This window comes from Bifidobacterium biavatii DSM 23969, from assembly GCF_000741165.1.
In the GTDB taxonomy this organism is placed as follows: Bacteria; Actinomycetota; Actinomycetes; order Actinomycetales; family Bifidobacteriaceae; genus Bifidobacterium; species Bifidobacterium biavatii.
On the sequence record NZ_JGYN01000030.1, the window covers coordinates 176,899 to 196,778 of the forward strand.

Annotated in this window: 15 protein-coding genes; 8 read left to right on the top strand and 7 right to left on the bottom strand. The window is 64.3% G+C overall.

The window, feature by feature from the left end; genetic code table 11:
• Positions 1 to 630: 630 nt before the first annotated feature.
• The 3 genes from BBIA_RS10255 (at position 631) to BBIA_RS10265 (ending at position 4,960) form a co-directional block, all read left to right on the top strand.
• Complete coding sequence (locus tag BBIA_RS10255; RefSeq protein WP_033495697.1) at positions 631 to 2,868, top strand: RNA degradosome polyphosphate kinase; 2,238 nt, start codon at positions 631 to 633, stop codon at positions 2,866 to 2,868.
• Positions 2,869 to 3,066: 198 nt separating this feature from the next.
• On the top strand, positions 3,067 to 4,242 hold the full coding sequence (locus tag BBIA_RS10260; RefSeq protein WP_033495762.1) for an NUDIX hydrolase: 1,176 nt from the start codon (positions 3,067 to 3,069) through the stop codon (positions 4,240 to 4,242).
• 4 nt (positions 4,243 to 4,246) lie between these two features.
• Positions 4,247 to 4,960 (top strand): hypothetical protein, encoded by a 714-nt coding sequence (locus tag BBIA_RS10265; RefSeq protein WP_033495699.1) that lies wholly within the window; start codon positions 4,247 to 4,249, stop codon positions 4,958 to 4,960.
• A gap of 236 nt (positions 4,961 to 5,196) precedes the next feature.
• On the opposite strand, the gene BBIA_RS10270 is transcribed toward BBIA_RS10265, so the two are convergent.
• The 3 genes from BBIA_RS10270 to cbiM all read right to left on the bottom strand — a co-directional run bounded on the left by BBIA_RS10270 (position 5,197) and on the right by cbiM (position 8,339).
• Positions 5,197 to 5,988, bottom strand: a complete 792-nt coding sequence (locus BBIA_RS10270) for an energy-coupling factor ABC transporter ATP-binding protein (protein WP_202962048.1) — start codon at positions 5,986 to 5,988, stop codon at positions 5,197 to 5,199.
• A 123-nt stretch (positions 5,989 to 6,111) separates the two neighbouring features.
• Positions 6,112 to 7,038 carry an energy-coupling factor transporter transmembrane component T gene (locus tag BBIA_RS10275; RefSeq protein WP_033495701.1) on the bottom strand — a complete coding sequence of 309 codons (927 nt, stop codon included), beginning with the start codon at positions 7,036 to 7,038 and terminating at the stop codon, positions 6,112 to 6,114.
• Positions 7,039 to 7,055: 17 nt separating this feature from the next.
• Positions 7,056 to 8,339 (bottom strand): cobalt transporter CbiM, encoded by a 1,284-nt coding sequence (cbiM, locus tag BBIA_RS10280; RefSeq protein WP_051923978.1) that lies wholly within the window; start codon positions 8,337 to 8,339, stop codon positions 7,056 to 7,058.
• 442 nt (positions 8,340 to 8,781) lie between these two features.
• On the opposite strand from cbiM, the gene BBIA_RS10290 reads away from it, so the two are divergent.
• The 4 genes from BBIA_RS10290 to BBIA_RS13930 all read left to right on the top strand — a co-directional run bounded on the left by BBIA_RS10290 (position 8,782) and on the right by BBIA_RS13930 (position 12,601).
• Complete coding sequence (locus BBIA_RS10290; protein ID WP_033495705.1) at positions 8,782 to 9,537, top strand: urease accessory protein UreE; 756 nt, start codon at positions 8,782 to 8,784, stop codon at positions 9,535 to 9,537.
• Positions 9,538 to 9,673: 136 nt separating this feature from the next.
• Positions 9,674 to 10,405: an urease accessory protein UreF gene (locus tag BBIA_RS10295; RefSeq protein WP_033495707.1), complete on the top strand. Its 732-nt coding sequence runs from the start codon at positions 9,674 to 9,676 to the stop codon at positions 10,403 to 10,405.
• Positions 10,406 to 10,744: 339 nt separating this feature from the next.
• A complete protein-coding gene (gene ureG / locus BBIA_RS10300) occupies positions 10,745 to 11,353 on the top strand; it encodes an urease accessory protein UreG (RefSeq protein WP_033495709.1) in 609 nt (202 codons plus the stop codon).
• 138 nt (positions 11,354 to 11,491) lie between these two features.
• Positions 11,492 to 12,601: an urease accessory protein UreD gene (locus BBIA_RS13930; protein ID WP_081892294.1), complete on the top strand. Its 1,110-nt coding sequence runs from the start codon at positions 11,492 to 11,494 to the stop codon at positions 12,599 to 12,601.
• Between the two features lie 341 nt (positions 12,602 to 12,942).
• Here the strand turns inward: BBIA_RS13930 and ureC are convergent, their stop codons facing one another.
• Both ureC and ureA read right to left on the bottom strand, forming a co-directional pair.
• A complete protein-coding gene (gene ureC / locus BBIA_RS10310; RefSeq protein ID WP_033495711.1) occupies positions 12,943 to 14,667 on the bottom strand; it encodes an urease subunit alpha in 1,725 nt (574 codons plus the stop codon).
• Between the two features lie 27 nt (positions 14,668 to 14,694).
• A complete protein-coding gene (ureA, locus tag BBIA_RS14975) occupies positions 14,695 to 15,375 on the bottom strand; it encodes an urease subunit gamma (RefSeq protein WP_033495713.1) in 681 nt (226 codons plus the stop codon).
• A gap of 355 nt (positions 15,376 to 15,730) precedes the next feature.
• Here ureA and BBIA_RS10320 point away from each other — a divergent pair, with 355 nt between their 5' ends.
• A complete protein-coding gene (locus BBIA_RS10320) occupies positions 15,731 to 16,978 on the top strand; it encodes an MFS transporter (protein ID WP_033495715.1) in 1,248 nt (415 codons plus the stop codon).
• A 68-nt stretch (positions 16,979 to 17,046) separates the two neighbouring features.
• Here the strand turns inward: BBIA_RS10320 and BBIA_RS10325 are convergent, their stop codons facing one another.
• Positions 17,047 to 17,475, bottom strand: a complete 429-nt coding sequence (locus BBIA_RS10325; protein ID WP_033495717.1) for a hypothetical protein — start codon at positions 17,473 to 17,475, stop codon at positions 17,047 to 17,049.
• A 323-nt stretch (positions 17,476 to 17,798) separates the two neighbouring features.
• Positions 17,799 to 19,439, bottom strand: a complete 1,641-nt coding sequence (locus tag BBIA_RS10330) for a peptide ABC transporter substrate-binding protein (protein WP_051923979.1) — start codon at positions 19,437 to 19,439, stop codon at positions 17,799 to 17,801.
• Between the last annotated feature and the right edge of the window lie 441 nt (positions 19,440 to 19,880).

Consider the following 19,880-nt stretch of genomic DNA (forward strand, 5'->3'; position numbering starts at 1 on the left):
CAACCCCAGCCCCCCCCCCTAATCCAACACGCCGGAGAGGCGGGCGCGGCAGCCCCTGACAAACGAAAAGGCCCGCCGGATGGGGCGGGCCTTTTCTCCAAAAGCAGCTTAGGGCAGAATCTCTGCACAACTTCATCGTCGTAACGGTAAGTCTTTCCAATGCCCGTTCAACGTAACAGTCCTTTGTGACCATACACTCTTTGTGGGCTCTGCTCTGTTCTGTTTTGGTACTTCCATAAGATAGTCACGCGGCTCCCCGGTCGCAAGCCGTACCGGGCGCATGTTCGCATTTTTGCGCAAGTGTTCATTAGACCATTCCAAGCGCAACCGAAACGCAACATCATGCGCGAATCGAACCGGTTCGCTGTCGCATTGTGTGCGCTTCCCCGAATCCACCGGAGTGTCGTGGCAGCCCTGCATCCATCCACGGTTCCTCCGGACTCCGCACGCTTAACCGTCGCCGGCGCGGCAAATCGTACAGACCATCGCCGCACTGCACCGCCCAGTGCGATCCCAGCGCAGCACATCGTCAAAGATCCAACCGACACGCCCCGCGCGAAACGTGAACTTGCATTGAATTCTCAAGACGTACGGGCACGCCGCCGCCTCAAGCGCTTAAAGTAGTTGGGTATGGCACAGATATTTGACGCACCCTCGAAGGCGATTCTCCGCAGCCAGATCGCGGAACACATCGCCGAAACGGACAAGAACGACCGCCGCGAGACGCGCCCCGACGAGCAGCCGCTGCCGCCGGATCGCTTCTTCGACCGCGAGCTGAGCTGGCTCAAGTTCAACAAGCGCGTCCTCGAGCTCGCCGAGGACGAGGACCAGCCGATCCTCGAACGCGCCAACTTCGGCGCGATCTTCGCCTCCAACCTCGATGAGTTCTTCATGGTCCGTGTCGCCGGCCTCAAGCGCCGCATCGACACGGGCATCGCCGTCACCGCGGCGAGCGGACTGAGCCCGCGCCAGCAGCTGCGCGCGATCAGCGACCAGGCGCATCGTCTGCAGGACGAGCACGCGCACTACATCGTCGACCACATCCTGCCGGCGCTCGCCAAGGAGCGCATCGTGCTGCTCAGCTGGGACAAGCTCACCGCCGCCGAACAGGAGCGCCTGTCGCGCTACTACCGCCAGCAGGTCTTCCCGGTCCTCACGCCGCTTGCGGTCGACCCGGCCCACCCGTTCCCGTACATCTCCGGTAACTCGATCAATCTCGCCGTGCTGGTCGAAAACCCAACCTCCGGCAAGTCGCACTTCGCGCGCGTGAAGATCCCGGGCAACCTGCACCGCCTCGTGCCGGTCGACGACATGACCGACGACGAGACCGGCGACGTGCGCTACGGCTTCATCACGATGGAGAACCTCATCATCGCGCACCTCGAATCCCTGTTCCCGGGCATGATCATCAAGGAGGCGCGCTCGTTCCGCGTCACCCGCAACGAGGACATCGATGTCGAGGAAGACGACGCCGAGAACCTGCTCAACGCGATGGAGAAGGAACTGCTGCGCCGCCGCTTCGGACCGCCGATCCGCCTCGAGATCTCCGACGCGACCAGCCCGTTCCTCTCCCAGCTGCTCGCCGACCAGCTCGGCGTGAGCGCGGACGAGGTGTACCGCCTGCCGTCGCCGCTCGACATGACGCTGCTGTTCGAACTGCAGGGCCTCGACCGTCCGGATCTCAAGTATTCGCCGTTCATCCCGACCACGAACCGTCAGATCGCCGAGGTCGAGTCGAGCCGTGCGCAGGACATCTTCGCCGCCATCCGCGAGCGCGACATCCTGCTGCACCACCCCTACGACTCATTTTCCACGTCCGTTCAGGCGTTTCTGGCACAGGCTGCGGCGGATCCTAAGGTTCTAGCCATCAAGCAGACGCTGTACCGAACCAGCTCGAACTCGCCGATCATCGACGCGCTCGTCGACGCCGCGCACGCCGGCAAGCAGGTGCTGGCACTGGTCGAGATCAAGGCTCGTTTCGACGAGGACGCGAACATCATGTGGGCGCGCAAGCTCGAACGCGCGGGCGTGCACGTGGTCTACGGTATCGTCGGCCTCAAGACGCACTGCAAGCTCAGCCTCGTCGTGCGTCAGGAGCAGGACGGCCTGCGCCGCTACTGCCACGTCGGCACCGGCAACTACAACCCGAAGACCGCACGTCTGTACACCGATCTCGGCCTGCTGACCTGCGATCCGGTCGTCGGCCAGGATCTGACGCGACTGTTCAACCAGCTGTCCGGCTACGCGCCGAAGTCCAGCTTCCACCGTCTGCTCGTCGCGCCGCGCACGATCCGCTCCGGCCTGATCCAGCGCATCCGTCGCGAGGAGGACGCCGCGCGCGCCGGCAAGGAAGCGTGGATCAAGATCAAGGTCAACTCGATCGTCGACGAGAAGACGATCGACGCGCTGTACCGCGCCAGCCAGGCCGGCGTGAAGATCGACATCGTCGAGCGCGGCATCTGCGCGCTCAAGCCGGGCGTGCCAGGCCTGAGCGACAACATCCGCGTGCGTTCGATCCTCGGCCGCTTCCTCGAGCACAGCCGCATCTACGCGTTCTGCAACTCGGACGGACCGCAGATCGGCGAAGGCCCGATCTCCGGTCCGGAAGTGTGGATCGGTTCGGCCGACCTGATGCACCGCAACCTCGATCGTCGTGTCGAGGCGCTCGTGCGCATCACCGCGCCGGAACAGATCGACGAGCTCATCAAGTACGTCGACCTGCAGATGTCCGATGACATCGCGTCGTGGCACATGCAGCCGGACGGCACGTACCTGCACGTCTCCCACGCCGAGGATGGCAGCCTGCTGGCCGACAGCCAGGAGCTGCTCATCAAGAAGCACACGCGTCGCCCGCGCGCGAACAACTGAACCGCCGACGCGCTCTGGCTCGAGTTGACACACGTGTCAACGTTGGCGTGCTAGGATTGTTGCCGCTAACAATTCAATGATGTGACGAATGGCCGATCCCGTTCAGGGGTCGGCCATCGTCATTTCGGAGCACGCTACGTAGCCGCGAATCGCCGTCCACGACGCAACCGGCTGCCCTACAATGGGAGGATGGGCAAAGTGAGACGCATTGTTGAGGCCGCAGGGGGCATCCTCTATCGAATCGTTCCCGATCCCGAGCAAACAAGCGAACGTCGCGCGGACGGCGACATCAACGACGTAACCGCTCCCGACGCGGCCGAGCTCGCGTTGGCCGAAACGGCCGAACCAACGAACAGCGATCCGGCAGCTGCGGCGGCAACGGCATCGAATATCGCCGAGGACATCGTCGACCGCGTCGAAGTGTGCATCGTACACCGTCCGAAATACGACGACTGGAGCTGGCCGAAAGGCAAGCTGGAAATCAACGAATCGCACCGGCATGCGGCCGTGCGCGAAATCGGCGAGGAAACCGGCATGTCGGTCGCGCTCGGGCCGTATCTGGGCGACATCGAGTACCCGCTGGCCGAGGAAGGCAGCAAAACGCGGCATTCCAAGGATCGCACGGTCGACATGAAGCACATCGAATACTGGATGGCCACGCCGATCGACGCCACCGACGCGGAGGAGCTCATCGACGCGCTCGGACCGATCCACCGTGCCGACATCGGCGAAATCGACGACATTCTGTGGGTGAGCGTTACCGAAGCGCGCAAGATTCTCACCCATTCGACTGACAAGGACTTGCTCGCCCTGTTCGTCGACCGGCTGCAGGAGGGCGCCGCCGACGCGCAGAACGTGATCATCGTGCGCCACGCGAAGGCCGAATCGCGCAAAACGTGGGACGGCACCGACGAAAACCGGCCAATCACGCCGCGAGGCGCAGCCGCCGCGTACGCGCTCAACCGCGAACTCGCCTGCTATAACCCAACGCGTCTCGCCACTTCCCCGTGGATGCGCTGCCGCGAAACGCTGCACGTGTTCTCATGGCAGACGAACCGGCCCATGACGCATCTCGATCCGCTCACCGAAGACGCGTTCGCCGACGATCCGACCCGCGCATGGAACTGCTTCCGCGACGAAATCGACCATGCGCTGCGCCACCGCGAAACCGTGGCGATCTGCATGCACCGCCCGGTGATCGGCGGCATCTTCGATCATCTGCGCAAATTGTGCGTCGCGAAGTCGCTCACGAAACGGCTCATCGCGAAATCGCCGTACATGCCGACCGGCACTGCGGTAGCCTTGTTTGTCGTCTCCTCGCCCGAGGGACCGCGCATCATCGACATTCAGAAGGTTTCGCCACGTGTCTACTAACGCTGTGCACTACGGTTCCGGTTCCATCGTTTCCAGCCGCGCCAACGGGTTCACGCCCACCGGTTCGCCGCGCCCGTCGCGGCCCGGGCAGATCGACCCCGGCCTGGTCGAAGGCATCGCCGGCGGAGCCGATCCGAGCGAAGTCAGCGAAATGAGCCACGCGTCGGCCGCGGCGCTGCTCGATCGAGTGCATCATACGGCCGATCCCGAAGTCGTTGCGCGCGTGCTCACGCTCGTCGACCGGGAAGGCGTAGACGTGATCGCGGAGCTGTGGAGCCGGTCCGAGCCGGATTCGCTGCCGGGGATTCTGTGGCGGCTGTACCTGTTGCGTTCGTGGATGCGGCAGCATGATGCGTCGATCGCGCGACTGTGGCGCGTCGGCGAGCCGGTTGCGACCGCTGCGTCGGCGATTGCCGGCGTGGATGCGGCGCCAACCGAGGACGATATCGCGCGTACCGCCGATTCGATTTTGGCCGGCGCGTTTACGGGCGATTTTGCGGTGGCGCTGGAACGTGCGGCCGCGTTCACGGATGTGGTGGCGTTGGGATTGCGCGTGGAGGCGAAGCGGCTGTCCTCGTCGTCGTCCGTGGCGGCGGCCGGCGTTCAGCGGCAGCCGGACAAGGCCGCGCGGCTGCTGCACACGGCGAGCAACCTGATGGTCACCGCGCGCGACTTTCGGCATGGCGCCTCGCTGTGGCGGCGTGGCAAGCTCGATTAGCCGCTATACTGAGTACTCGCGTCGGGCCGTGCATAGCCCCGGGCTCCATTTTTTGCCGCTGCGAGCGGCCTTTGCGCCGACAGGCGCTTTCACGGTTCGGCGCTTTTCTTGGATTTCATGACTTTCCGCATAAGCTGAGTATTGATATGTACACGATGGTGTTGGCGATGCTGACCGTCGTGACGCTCCCCCAGTCAGCCTACGGCTGACAGCCCCCTCAGCCGAGGGGGCCGAGGCTACCGCCAGCTTTTCACGCTTTCCTCTCCAATAAGCGGCTCGATGCGCTGGATGCGGGCGCTGAGGCGTTCGACGACGTCGTGGTGGTGGGTGGAGATGAGCACGGTTTTGCCGGCTGCGACGAAGGCGCGCAGCACGTCGACCACAATGTCGGTGTTGCACTCGTCGAGTCCGTCGGTCGGCTCGTCGAGCACAAGCAGATCGGGGTTCATCGACAGGCAGCAGGCGATCGCGACGCGCTTCTTTTCGCCGCCGGACAGCCGGTACGGCGCACGGTCCCGCATGCGGTCAAGTCCGAACAGCGCGACCATATCGTCCACCCGCCGCGCAATTTCATCGTCCGGCAGTCCCATCTGCATCGGCCCGAACGCGATCTCCTCCTCGACGGACGGGCAGAACAGCTGCGTGTCGGAACTCTGGAACACGAATCCGACGCGTTGGTGCAACGCCTTGGCGAACGGACTGTCCCGCCGTTCAACCGACCGCCGTTCCACCACAGTCCCTCCAAGCCGGTACGTGCCGGAATCCGGGAATTCGAGCGCATTGACGATGCGCATGATCGTGGTTTTGCCGCTGCCGTTCGGACCGAGCAGCGCCACGCATTCGCCGCGCGCGATCGTCATCGAAAAGTCGCGCAATACCGGGTGCGTCTCGCCATCACCGCGATCGCGGTATGCGAAGTCCACGTGTTCCAACGCCACCAGTGGCTCTCCCGCGAACCAGTCGGCGTTCACGCCGTATGACGTTGTCGACTGGGCCATCGACCGAGCCGATCCGCCAAATATATTCATCGCCATTCCACCCACATTTCCGTGATTCCCGTCGTCAACGCTCCACCATACCTTCCACCGGAGCTTGCCTGGAGCATGCGCTACCCCATCGGTATCGGCATCCAGTACCACGCGCAGCTGCCATCATCCCAGATACACGGCCAGCGCGACCATCGCTGCCACGCCCAGCGCGTACACCGTGTTCGGCCAGGTCAGCCAACGTTCGCGGCGCACGCGATAACGCCCGTCGAATCCGCGGCACGCCATCGCCTCGGCCATCTGCCGCGCCTGCGTGTTCGCGCGCAGAAACAGCGCGCCAAGCAGCCGCCCGGCGGACTTGAGCTTGCGCGCGTCACGACCGACGCTGCGCAGTCGCAGCGCGTCAAGCAGCTGCATCATCGAACGGCCGAGCACGTCGATGAACTGGATCGTCACATCGCACACATACACGACCGAATCGGGCACGCCGAGCCCACGCAGGCCGCCGATCAGCCGGTTCCATGGCACTGTCTGTGCAAGCGTAATCACCAGCGATACGGCCACGAACGCGCGCACGACGAGTCGCACCGGCGCGCCGGTTTGTCCGACGAGCACGGACGGCAGCGCGACGACGAGACTGAACGCGCATACGGCGAGCGTCGGCGCGAGAATCGCCACGATCAGCCGGGCTGGTCGCACGGCGAGCGCGACCAGTGCGACGGCGAGCATGACGTACGAGAACAGCATGTTGCGCGTGAGATTGACGCATACGATCGCAGCCAGCACGCCAACCAGCCGCAGCGACGGCGTGACGGCGGCGAGCGCACGATCGAGCGGGCTGCGGTCGAGCGGCAGCGCGGCGCCGACCTGCACGAGCACGTCGCCGATATGCGCGAGATTGCGTTCGATGAACGACGACCGATCCGTCGGCGGATCGTAGCGTTCGGACTCGCGCAGCCAGTCGGGCAGCGTCGCGTGCGCGGACGGTTGCCGACCACCGAACGCCGAGGTATACCGCTGACAGTCCGGCGGTCGGCGATCGGCCGATTCCCGGTGCTCCGACGACCGATCGGCTGACTGACAATACGGCATGATGCACAATTCCGGCGTTATTTGCGCACGTTACGGCCACTGACGGCGAGCGCGAGCAGGCGGAAGACGATGGTGGTGACGGCGATGCCGATCACGGCGGACAGCAGGTAGCCGGCGATGTCCGGCAGGCCGGCGAGCGAATAGTCGGGCAGCAGCGCGTTCCACGAGAAGCCGTGCGCGATGTACTGCGGCACGTAGTCGAGGCCCGTGGCGGCCATGAAGTCCTCGGCGCCCCACTCGCCCCACGCGTCGCCGGTGGCGATCAGGCTGATCGGCGACAGCAGTGCGACCGCGGCGAGCGCGATCCACACGGACCTGCGCAGGCCGGAACGAGGCTGGGCGGTTCGGGCCTGAGCCGAAGCCGGAGCGAAGACCGTATCCGCATTCGTAGCGTTCGCGAGCACGTCCGATGCGCCGGCATCAGCGGAGCCGGGTACAACGTCGGCAACCGTTTGCACGCTGTCTCCACGCACTCCCCCGGCCACGTCCCCGACCGCAACCCGAGACCGCACGATTTCCGGCGCGGTGCGGCGCACGAAGTCGACGACCGCGACGGTCATCAGGCCTTCGACCACGCCGGCGACCGCCAGATGCGGGATGAGCATGGCCGGAACCGTCACGGCGAGGCCGAACGGGAAGTACAACGACTGTCCGTCGGCTGCGCGGAAGAGCAGCGGCTGCACGCCCAGTTCGATTGCGACGCACAGCGCGGCCAGCGTAATGCCAACGTATCCGGCGACGAACTGCGCGACGCGATCGACGCCGGCAGGCACGGCCGCAACCGCTGCTTCCACGGAGGAAGCCGTCGCGGCCGCGGGGCGAGCCGAACCGCCCGCCGACTCTCCCGCCGTGCGCCGACCGGTGATCCACAACGCCGTACCCCGGATGCCCGCGTACAGCCCGTACGCTGCGAACGGCAGCACCACACCCATGTTGAAGCAGTTCGCGCCGAGCGTGATCAGGCCGCCGTCGCCGAACAGCAGCGCCTGCAGCAGCAGCGCGACGGACACGGCGACGGTCGCGTACTGCGGGCCGAGCAGGAGCGCGATGAGCGCGGCGCCGACGCCGTGCGCGGTGGTGCCGCCGGGCGTGGGCACGTTGAACATCATGATGAGGAACGAGAACGCGGCTCCCGCGCCCAGATACGCCATTTTCTCCGGTGTGGCCTCGCGCATCACCGCGCGCATGCACAGGAACCAGACGGGGATCATCACGACCCAGAACAGCGCGCCGGTGGACGGCGAGATGAAATTGTCCGGAATGTGCATGGCGAGCGTCACGGTTTCGGGGGCTGTCGTCATGCCCGTCTCCCTTCTCGTTTCTCGTTGATGACGGTCGGCGATCGTTCGCCGCGCGCGTTCATGAATGGCAACGTAATATCACACTTGTGATTCGGCTTGCGCACGATGCTCGGCAAACGGTTGCGATCGTTGCGAAACGCCGACGGGCGATACGCACGTTTCGTATCGTGGTCACGTATGTTCCGCGTATTTTTCGGCATATTATCGCGCACGATCCGCACGCAAACCGCACGGTTGCGACCGTTTGCGACGATGCGCGCGACGACCACGGACGATGCGCGCGACGACGCGCGACCGTTCGTTACAAACGGCCACAACGGCGCTCGTACACTGTCCCTCAGTTCAACCGATACGACCCGACCATCGCGACGATACGCGGCCGACGGGCACGGCAATCGGCAGACGGCAACGGCCGCCGACGCAGACAACGGAAGGAGCGCGAATGATCGCCAAGGAGATAACCGGCAACATCATCGAGCAGCAGTACGACGACGGCAAGCTGAACGTGCCGATCGCGTTTGACTGGTTCGAAACGGACAAGAAGCGCATGCGCAAGGTCGCCGAGGACGGCACCGAGTTCGGCGTGATGGTCGGGCGCACGATCAAGGACGGCGACGTGCTCGCCGAAACCGAGGACAAGCGCTATTTCGCGCGCATCAAAACCGCGCAGCTCATCGAAATCCCGGTGAACTCGATGAAGGAGATGGGCCGCCTGTGCTTCGAGCTGGGCAACCGCCACCTGAGCCTCAAGGTCGAGAACGACCGCGTGCTCGTGCCGTACGACCATCCGACGATGGAGTACACGAAGAAGATCGGGTTCGAGCCGCACATCATCGAGGGCGGGTTCGACGGGTTCCTGATCGTCAAGGCGCACGCCGGTTCGGGCACGATCATTCCGGGCACGAACAAGACCACGGGCGACGTGGCCGAAGAGGAGCAGGAGGCCGAGGCGGACGCCGACTGGGCCGCGAAAGAGGCCGCGAACGGCGGTGCGGGCGGGGCCGGCCACGTTCATGATCACGACGATCACGGCGATCACGCGCACGGCCATCATCACGACCACGTCCACGCCGAGCCCGGCGTCGACGACGAGCATCCGTATGTGCTCAAGCCGGGCGAATACGAGTCGAACGGCGTGCTGCACCGCCCCGACGGCTCGCACAGCCACGACGGCGGCCGCACCTGGCACACGCACTGACCGCGCCGGCAAGTCTCCAGGATCCCCGCGAACGCAATGCGATGGGTTCTGACTACCCCTCAGTCACTGCGTGACAGCTCCCCTGACAAGGGGGAGCCAAGCATTGAGTACACATCGAACACACGAAAGCCGTCACATGAACGTCAATGAAACCGAAGCGCGACGCCTCGCCATGCTGCAGGTGTGCGACAGTGTGTTCCCCGTGGGAGCGTTCGCATTGTCGAACGGCATGGAGACGTTCGTGCAGCGCGATTTCCTGCGCCGCGGCCCCGACTTCGAGCAGTACATGAAGAACTATCTCGAAGTCGCGCCGTATAAGGAGATCGGCCAGATGGTGATCGCCGGCCGGTACGCGACCGACGCGCGCCTGTCGAGCCGCGGATTGACCGCCAAACTGGTTGAATTGGACGAGCTCGCGAGCGCGTTGCAGTCGGCGCGCGAGATCCGCGAGGGCAGCGAGCGCATGTGCACGCGACTGGTCAAGCTCGCGGATCAGATGGACGCCGGTTGCGGACAACGTTCGCCGTCGCTCGACCTGTACGCCGGGCTGATCCGCGACGGACGCTGCCGCGGCCTGCATTCGATCGCAATGGGACTGTACGCGGCCGACCATGCGCCGGACGTGCGCGACGCGGCGATCATGTACGGCTATTCTCTGCTCAGTGCGCTGACGATGTGCGCGGCGAAGGCGATTCCACTCAGCCAGTACGCGGGCCAGGTCGCGCTGCACGACTCGTTTCCGCGCCTCGTGCACGCGGTCGACGTCGCGATGACGCTCAAACCCGACGATCTCGGCATTTCCGGCGCCTACCTCGACATCGCCGCCATGCAGCACGAAACCCTGTATTCGAGGCTCTACATGAGCTGAGTCACACGGAACCGAGGCGAAGGCCGGCGCATGCGATGCCCGACTCACCGTACGAAACGAGGCTGCGGCCGGCATGTGCGATGACCGACCGTATGACTTGGCCGAGCGGCCCGGAGCGTGTCGGGCGTCGTACATGCCGACCGTCGCCGGACCCCGCACTTACGCAGCGGCCTTCAACCGTAGTAATGCGAAGGTTCTGACTACCCCTCAGTCACTGCGTGACAGCTCCCCTGACAAGGGGAGCCAAGAAAATAAAATGCAACGTTCAAACTCAACCAGTCCTTAACCAAACACTGCACTCGCAACAATCCGCACCAACCAACAACCGAAGGAGAACACATGTCATACGTACGCATCGGCGTCGCCGGACCGGTCGGCTCGGGCAAGACCGCGCTCATCGAGCGACTGACCCGCAAAATGGCCGACGAATACAGCATCTGCGTCGTCACCAACGACATCTACACCAAGGAGGACGCCGAGTTCCTCATCGAGCACAGCCGCCTGTCGCCCGACCGCATCGTCGGCGTGGAAACCGGCGGCTGCCCGCACACCGCCATCCGCGAGGACTGCTCGATGAATCTCGAAGCGTGCGAGGAGATGGCCCGCACGCATCCGGACGTGCAGATCATGTTCGTCGAGTCGGGCGGCGACAACCTGTCCGCCACGTTCAGCCCGGATCTGGCCGATGCGACGATCTACGTGATCGCCACCGACGAGGGCGACAAGATTCCACGCAAGGGCGGCCCGGGCGTCACGCGCTCCGATCTGCTGGTCATCAACAAGGCCGATCTGGCGCCGCTCGTGCACGCCGACCTTGACGTGATGGCACGTGATTCCAAGAAGATGCGCGGCGATCGTCCGTTCATCTTCACCGACCTGATGGGCGGCGCGGGCGTGGACGACGTGATCGCGTGGATCAAGAAGTCCGTCCTGTTCGAAGACATGTGATCGAACGCGCGCGTGCAGTCAGCGTGCAGTCGGCGTGCAGTCACGCACGGCGGCCGCACGCGCGTTCCGCATCATCGCGCCGACGCGGCGCATCCGCATATTCCGCACATTCCGCACATTTTCCGCAGGAGTCGATTCATGTCCAGCAGCACGTTCCGCCTATCCACCGCGTTCCGTCACGGGCGTACAAAAATCGACGACGTGTACTTCGAGGCGCCGTTCAAGCTGATGACGCCGTTCACGAACGGCCGTCATTCGGATTTCATCGTAATGCTCGCCTCGCCGGGTTTTTTGAAGGGCGACGAGGCGCATATCGAGCTTGATTTCGGTCCGGGCACGGATTCGACGATCAAGACGCAGAGCTACGAGAAGGTGCTCGACACGGCCGACGGTTCGGCGTCGCGCACGATCGACCTGACCGTGCGAGGCGATGCGAAGGCCGTGTTTCTGCCGTTTCCGGTGATCCCGTTCCGCAACAGTTCGTTCGAGAATCGCACGACCGCTCATATTGCGGCCGAGTCGACGTTCGTGTACGCGGATGTGGTGACGTGCGGCCGCGTCGGCATGGACGAGCGTTGGGCGATGCGCCGGTTCGCGAACCGGCTGCGCGTGGTCGTCGACGAGCCGGTTGCGGTTGCGGCGGCACGGGACGAGCAGTCGTCTGCCAGTACGGAGACGGACATGCTGAACACGGCGGCGACCGGTGCGGAAACGGCAGTCGCAGCCGCTCCCGCGCAGGTTGCGCCGACCGTGGCGATTCCTGACGCGGGTGCCCACCGTCGTGGCCGACCGCCGAAGATTGAGCCGCGCACCCGGCTTGCGTTCGCGGACCGGATGCTGCTGGAGCCGGCCTCGTTCGACTACACGGAGATGGGCATGTGGCGGTCGTTCACGCATTGCGGCGTGCTGTACGCGCATGTGCCAGAGATTGATCCGGCGGCCGGGACGACGGGAGACGCTATCGGCACGACTGAAACCGCTCCTAACCCCGGGACGACCGCGGCAGGCGCTGCGGCCGCCGCCGACATGTCCCCTGCCGCTGTCGCGGCGCGCGTCGAGCAGACGCGCATCGCCGCGGAGGACGCGCTGATCGATCGCATCCGCTCGTATGCGGATTCGATCGGGTTCGTCGGCGAGCTGGGCGTGAGCCGCGCGATCGACGGCGTGTGCCTGCGGGTGCTCACGAACCGCGGCGATGACGCGTTCGACCTTATCAAGGCCGTGGCCGACATCGTCACGAACGGCTGATCTCTATTTTTAGCAACGCTGCCACTCCAGTTTGACTCCAGTTTGACGATTGAGAGGCTAATTTCACGTTTTGCGCAGGTCAGTTCGACGATCGAAAGGCTACCCGACACCAGAAAGAGACGTGGAATCAGCGGCATATGATGCGATGACGCCGTTACGCAACGGATCATCGCATTGAGTTAGCCTCTCGATCGTCAAACCGACCTCAACAGAAACCGAAATCAGCCTCTGAATCGTCAAACTGCATTCCGCTCTGAGACACCAAGAGCCCTCTGAGCCGTTCCTAACCACACTGAAACGATCCAAAACGTTCCCAGCCGCCAGAGCGGTCGGAATGCGGTTCAGAACAGGAAGTAGCGCTGAGTGAGCGGCAGCTCGTACGCCGGGTCGGAGTGGACGAGCTCGCCGTCGACCGTCACCTGGAAGGTTTCCGGGTTGACCTGGATGTCGGCGAGCACGTCGTTGAACTTAAGGTCCTTCTTGCCCACCGTGCGGCAGCCATGCACCGGCAGCACCTGCCGTTGCAGGCCCAGCTTGCCCTTGATGTCGTCGTCGTAGGCGGCCTGCGAGACGAACGTGGCGCAGGACGAGCCGAGCGCGCGGCCGAGCGCACCAAACATGTCGCGGTAGTAAACCGGCTCCGGGGTCGGGATGGACGCGTTCGCGTCGCCCATACGGGCGTATGCGATCGAACCGCCCTTGATGACCATTTCCGGCTTCGCGCCGAACATGGCCGGCTGCCAGAGCACCAGGTCGGCCATCTTGCCGACCTCGACGGAGCCCACGTATTCGGCGATGCCGTGCGTGATGGCCGGGTTGATGGTGAACTTGGACACGTAGCGCTTGACGCGGAAGTTGTCGTTGCGATTGTTGTCATGCGCATCCTCGGGCAGCGGGCCGCGCTGGCGCTTCATCTTGTCGGCGGTCTGGATGGTGCGCGTGATGACCTCGCCCACGCGGCCCATCGCCTGCGAGTCGGAGCTCATCATCGAGATGATGCCCATGTCGTGCAGCACGTCCTCCGCGCCGATCGTCTCGGGGCGGATGCGCGAGTCGGCGAACGAGATGTCCTCGGGCACGTTGCGGTCGAGATGGTGGCAGACCATCATCATGTCGAGGTGCTCGTCGATGGTGTTGCGCGTGTACGGCATGGTCGGGTTCGTGGAGCTCGGCAGCACGTTCGGGAAGCCGGCCGCGCGGATGATGTCCGGCGCGTGGCCGCCACCTGCGCCTTCCGTGTGGTACGTGTGGATCGCGCGCCCCTTGAACGCGGCGATGGTGTCCTCCACGCAGCCGCCCTCGTTGAGGGTGTCGGTGTGGATGGCGACCTGCACGTCCATGTCGTCGGCCACGCCGAGGCAGGTGTCGATCACGGCCGGCGTGGAACCCCAGTCCTCGTGGATTTTCAGGCCCGCCGCGCCCGCGCGGATCTGCTCGCGTAGCGGTTCGGGGCTTGAATCATTGCCCTTGCCGAGATACGCGATGTTGACGGGCAGCGCTTCGGCCGCTTCGATCATCCGCGCCAGATGGAACGCGCCCGGATTGCAGGTGGTCGCGTTGGTGCCGTCGGCCGGGCCGGTGCCGCCGCCGACCATAGTGGTGACGCCGCCGGCGAGCGCGGTGCGCACCTGCTGCGGGGAGATGAAGTGGATGTGCGTGTCGAGTCCGCCCGCGGTGACGATGAGGCCTTCGCCGGCGATCGCCTCGGTGCCGGAGCCGACGGCGAGGCCGGGGGTGACGCCGTTCATGGTCTGCGGGTTGCCGGCCTTGCCTATGGCGCTGATCTTGCCGTTTTTGATGCCGATGTCGGCCTTGTAGATGCCGGTCCAGTCGACGATGAGCGCGTTGGTGATGACAGTGTCGGGCGATTCCGCGTCGAGCTGCACGGAGCTTTGGCCCATGCCGTCGCGGAACGATTTGCCGCCGCCGAATTTGAGTTCGTCGCCGTAATGCGTGCAGTCGCGTTCGACTTCGATGATGAGGTTCGTGTCGCCGAGGAGCACGCGGTCGCCGGTTGTCGGGCCGAACATGCCCGCGTAGTCCTTGCGTGTGATGGTCTTGCTCATGATCGTTCCTTACTCGCTCCCCCGATGTCAGATGCCTAGGAATCCCTGTTCGTGCGCCTTGGCGAACGCGGCCTCGCGCACCTGCGGGTCGTCGAGCTGGCCTTCGACGAGCGCGCTGAAGCCGTGGATTTCGCGCGTGCCGCCGATGTCGATGAGCCGCACGCGATGTGCCTCGCCCGGCTCGAATCGCACGGCCGTGCCAGCGGGGATGTCAAGCCGCTTGCCGTAGGCGGCCTTGCGGTCGAACTTGAGATACTTGTTGACTTCGAAGAAGTGGAAGTGCGAGCCGATCTGGATGGGCCGGTCGGCGGTGTTGACCACGTCGAGTTCGATCGCGTCCTTGCCGTCGTTGATGGTCAGGTCGCCGTCGGCGAACAGGTATTCGCCGGGCACGAGCCGTTCGGTCGATTCGATCGGATTGTGGATGGACACGAGTTTGGTGCCGTCGGGGAACGTCGCTTCGACTTCGACCACGTCGAGCATTTCGGCCACGCCGTCCATCACGTCTTCGGGCTTGAGCAATGTGCGCCCGTACTGCATGAGTTCGGCCACGGTGGCGCCTTCGCGCGCGCGTTCCACGCATTCGGAGGAGATCAGCGCGATCGCCTCCACGTAGTTGAGCTTCACGCCCCGCGACTTGCGGTCCTTGGCGAGCTGCCCCGCCAAATACAGCATGAGTTTGTCGGTTTCCCGCGGTGTCAGTCTCATCAGGCCCCCATCGTCGTCGTCAGTTCCGGCGATTGCGTTCGACGTGCGCACAGGTCACGTGCACATCGCGCGCGTCGCGGCACCCGTGGCGCGCGCAACGCACGGCGGACGCGACGCACGCGACGCACGCGGCGACGCACGTCCGCACAATCGCAAAATCGTCGCAATTCTACGGCCGCAATACAAACGGCATGTTTCCGGCTTTGCGACCATCGTTGATTTCCGTCCGAATGCCGAACGTTCTGTCCGCGGACGCCCGCCGCGCATGCCCGTCGCCGCCCGTTTCGCGTATCCCGACGTTTCCGCCGCACGGTCCGCTCCCCCCAGGCGCCCCCCCCTGCTATGTTGACGTCCCATGAGCAAGTTGGGACGGATCAGCCAGCTGAGTCTGGCGTTGCGCTGGGCGCTGGTGGGCATGACCATGTCGATGCTGAGCAACGCGGTGTTCGAGGGTTCGGTGATCCCGTCGATTCTGGTGGTCGGGCTGCCGGCGTGGGTGGTGGCGTTCCGCCGCACGTTCGGCCTGGCGGTGGATTTCGCATCGCCGGCGGCCGCGTGGATCGTGCAACGGTTCGGTTCGTTCCGCTCGCTGGCCAGCGCCGAGGGCGTTGAGGGCGTGTTGTGTCTGACGGTCGCGCTCGTGCCCGGCGGTTGGGAGTATTGGAAGTGGCTGCTACTCGCGCTGTCGTGCCTGCTGCTGATGACCGGTCAGGTGATAGACGTCGCGTCCGAAGTGTTTGAGGTCGACGCCGCGGAGGGCGACGACGGCATGCTCGTGCAATACAGCGGCTATGTGAGCGTGATTTCGAGCGTTGCCGGCACGCTGCTCGGTCAGGTCGCCGGTTCGGCGATCGCCAACGCGTCGGTCAAGGCGATGCTGTTCACATCGGCCTTGTTGTCGTTCGGCTGCGCGCTCACGCGATTCCGCACACGTGATCTTATGCCCGGCGTAACGATGAACACGGCGGACGCCGCCGAGCAAACCGCAACGGATGCGACGACCGATGCTCCGTTCCGCGACGATACGGCCTCCGATCATGAGCCGGCTGACCGCACGGACGCGGACCGTACGACCAGAGTCCGTCTGCTGGCGGCGTCCGCGCTGATGGCGCTGGTGCCGGCGCTGTGGATGAGCTATACGATGCTTGGTCTTGGCAAGGAGTATGGCGGCGCTGCACTGACCGTGCTGTACGCGTGCAGCGGCGTGGGCGCGATCATCGGATCGTTCGCGTACATGCGCTGGTCGGCGAAGCTGGGCATGCGCCGCATCGGCATGATCGGCGTCGCGCTGATGGCCGTGGCGCTCGTGTTCGTGGCGATTCCGACGTTGCCGACCGCGTGCGTCGGCTGGTTGCTGGACCAGTTGGGCTATGGCTTGCTCGCGCAGGCCGTGGTCATGTCCCGCATGTTGCAGTTGCGCGGGAGCGATCTCGCTCGTTTCAGCGGCCGCGCGCGCTTCGCCTATGCGATCGGCAGCGCCGCCGGCACGTGGGCTGGCTGGGCGATGTCTGCCGACTGGCGTCTGCTTGCGCCCCTTGCGTTGATGCTGTGCGTTGGTTTCCTCCCCCTGTTTCGGGCCATGCCGACGTCGGACCGCAGGTAACGGCCGGTCGCGGGCCGCTTCTTCGTTGCGCTGTTTCACGGCGAGACGGCAACGAAGGCAATGGATTGTCAGATGAGCGGGGCGCGGGAGTCGAGGGTGCAGACGATGCCGGTTTCGGTGCGCACCCATTCGATGGCCTGCAGGGCGGCGATGTTCCACAGCGCGTGCGGGATGCCGCCGAGGTCGGGCTGGTCGGCCCAGAACGTCGCGTCGTCGGGGAACACGGTGACGACCGTGCCTTCTTCGGCCGGCGTGATGATGCGGTAGAGCCGGCGGGCCAGCGTGGCGACGAATTCGTTGGCCGCGCCGAGCGTGTCGATGATGTGCTGGTCGGCGGTGGCCGGCGGGCCGACGATCTCCCATGATTCGACGTCGGAGGCGTCCCACTGGGCCGATTCGCCGTCGACCTTGCGTTCCAGCGTGACGAACAGGCGCGCGAATTCGCCGGACGTCAGTCCGGTCACCCGCCTGCGCGTGGCCAATTCGATCGGTGTCATCCCAACCTCCCCATCCTTGGTATGTTGCCGATTCCAGCATACGCAGCACGGATGCCGACGGCACGGTAAGCGGCTCTTTGTACGGTGGCACGTATATGCCGACACCGGCGGTTGCCTAGATTTGATATACCGTGCATACCCACGAGACACTCGTCAGGCATGTCCCAGTCCATGCCACTCTACAAGGCCGGCATCGTGCGACGAACGAATGTGCCCTGAAACACAGAAAAACGACGAATGGGCGCGGCGATCGCACAGGCGATGCCGCGCCGGAATTCGTTTGCTCTCGGGTTCATGCGACCCGCGTGGCAACGCCGATTGCTTTACTTCTTCTCGACGAGATAGACGGCGCTGCCGAACGACGCGTCAACCACGTTGCTCACCTTCGTCGAGTAGACGGTCGGCGTGGCGGCGTACCACAGCGGAATGGCCGGCAGCTCCTTGAACAGGATCTCCTGCGCCTCGTTGAACTTCTTGTTCGCCTCGTCCGTATCCTTCTGCGCCCAGCCTTCCTTCAACTTGGATTCAAACGCATCGGAATGCCATCCGAAGCTCGACTCGGAAGCGTCGGCCGTCGAATACACGTTACGAAGCATGTCGTCAAGACCCGGATTGAACGGGATCTCGGCGGCACGCCACGGGCCGGTGAACTTGTGGTCGGCGCGCTTCTGCAGGAAGTCCGCGAACGTGGTGGTGGGCGAGGGAACGACGTTCAGCCCGAGATTCTTCTTCAGCTGGTTGGCCACGGCTTCAACCCACTGCTTGTGACCGCCGTCGGAGTTGTAGTAGATGGGCAGTTCCTTGTCGTAGCCGCCCGCCTCTTCCAGCAGCTGCTTCGCCTTGGTCGGGTTGTAGTCGAGGATGTCGGAGCCGGGAATGCTGTCATTCCAGCCATTGAGTCCCTTGACCGTAAAATCGCGCGCGGCCACCGCGTAGCCGTTGAAGACCTTGTTGACGATTTCCTCGCGGTCGATGGCCAAACTGATCGCCTGACGGACCTTCAAGCCCTGTTCGCTGTTCCAATAGGAGTCCCACAGCGGGAACGTGAGCGTCGTGTTCGGACCGGTGAGCGTCGGCTCGACGAGACGGTCGCCAAAGTCGTCCTTGGCGGTCAATAGGTCGGCGCCGCCGGGAGACGTGATGTCGAGATTGTCGGCGAGCACGTCCTGATAGGCGGAGCTCGTGTCGGTGTAGAACTTCACATACACGCCGGTGTTGTGCGGCGTGCGATTGCCCTTGTAGCGCTTGTTCAGATCGAAGTACGCGCCGGTGGCCTCGTCGACGGGCTTGCGCAGTTTGTACGGGCCGTTGCCGATCGGGTTCTTACGCCAAGCGTCGGGATCCTTGAAGAACGCGTCAGGCAGGGGCAGAAACGCAGTGGACGTGAGCAGGTTCCGGAATCCTGAGTAGGCGCTGGCCAGTTCGACGGTGAACGTCAGATCGTCGACTTTCTTCAACCCCTCGAACTCGTTCGTAGTGGCTTTGGAACCGTCGGCGGGATGCAGCTTGTCGTAGCCCTTGATCACGGCCAGATCACCGGAGGAAACCTGCGCGTTGGCGATGTCGGCGCCCCACGTCCACGCCTTGATGAAATTGTCCGCTTTCAGCGGGCTGCCGTCGGAGAAGGTGAGACCGTCCTTAATGGTGATCGTCCATGTCCGCTGATCGTCAGATTCGATGGAATCGGCGACCTCGTTGACGACCTGGTTGGTCTCCGGATCAACATCGACCAACGTGTCGAACAGCAGCCAGACCAGCGTCTTGCGGCCGGACGCCCCGGCATTGGTCGGGATCAGATCACCGCCGGGTGCGGTGCCGGAAATGCTGACCGGATCGTATGCGATCTCGGTGCCCGCCGTGGTCTGAGCGGTTGCCGAGCCACATCCGGCAAGCGCGCCCGCCAGCAGCGTGGCGGCGGAAATGGTGGCGATGATTCGTCGTATCCGGGATATGTTGAGCGACATGATGCGATGGTTCCCTTCTTCAAGTGTCCCCGAACTCTTCTTGGTCTCAGCCGGCGCGGTCCCCGCCGCCCGGCATCGTCTCGCGTGATCGCACGGTTCATTGCGTCGTCAGCGGGCGGTCCTACCGGTCCCGCAACATGTCCTGTTCCCGCGCATCGCAGCGATTGGACTCCAACGTACAGGACGGACAGCTGCCTGAGGACGGCGTGGCTATACGCGTTATTTATGGCCGGGACACGAATCGGGAAGATTCCGCGCCCGCGGTTCGGATATAGATTCCGGTTATGCGTTGGCCGCCAGCCGGCTGCGGCGAACGGGCATCACGCCGCATCGCCAATTATCCGCGATCGCAACCACCTCAAGCCGAACTTGAATCTTATTGACTCAAGTCTTTAGTTCGCGCACAAGTCACAGGAGTCGCCCGCAAAAGTCGCGTACAGG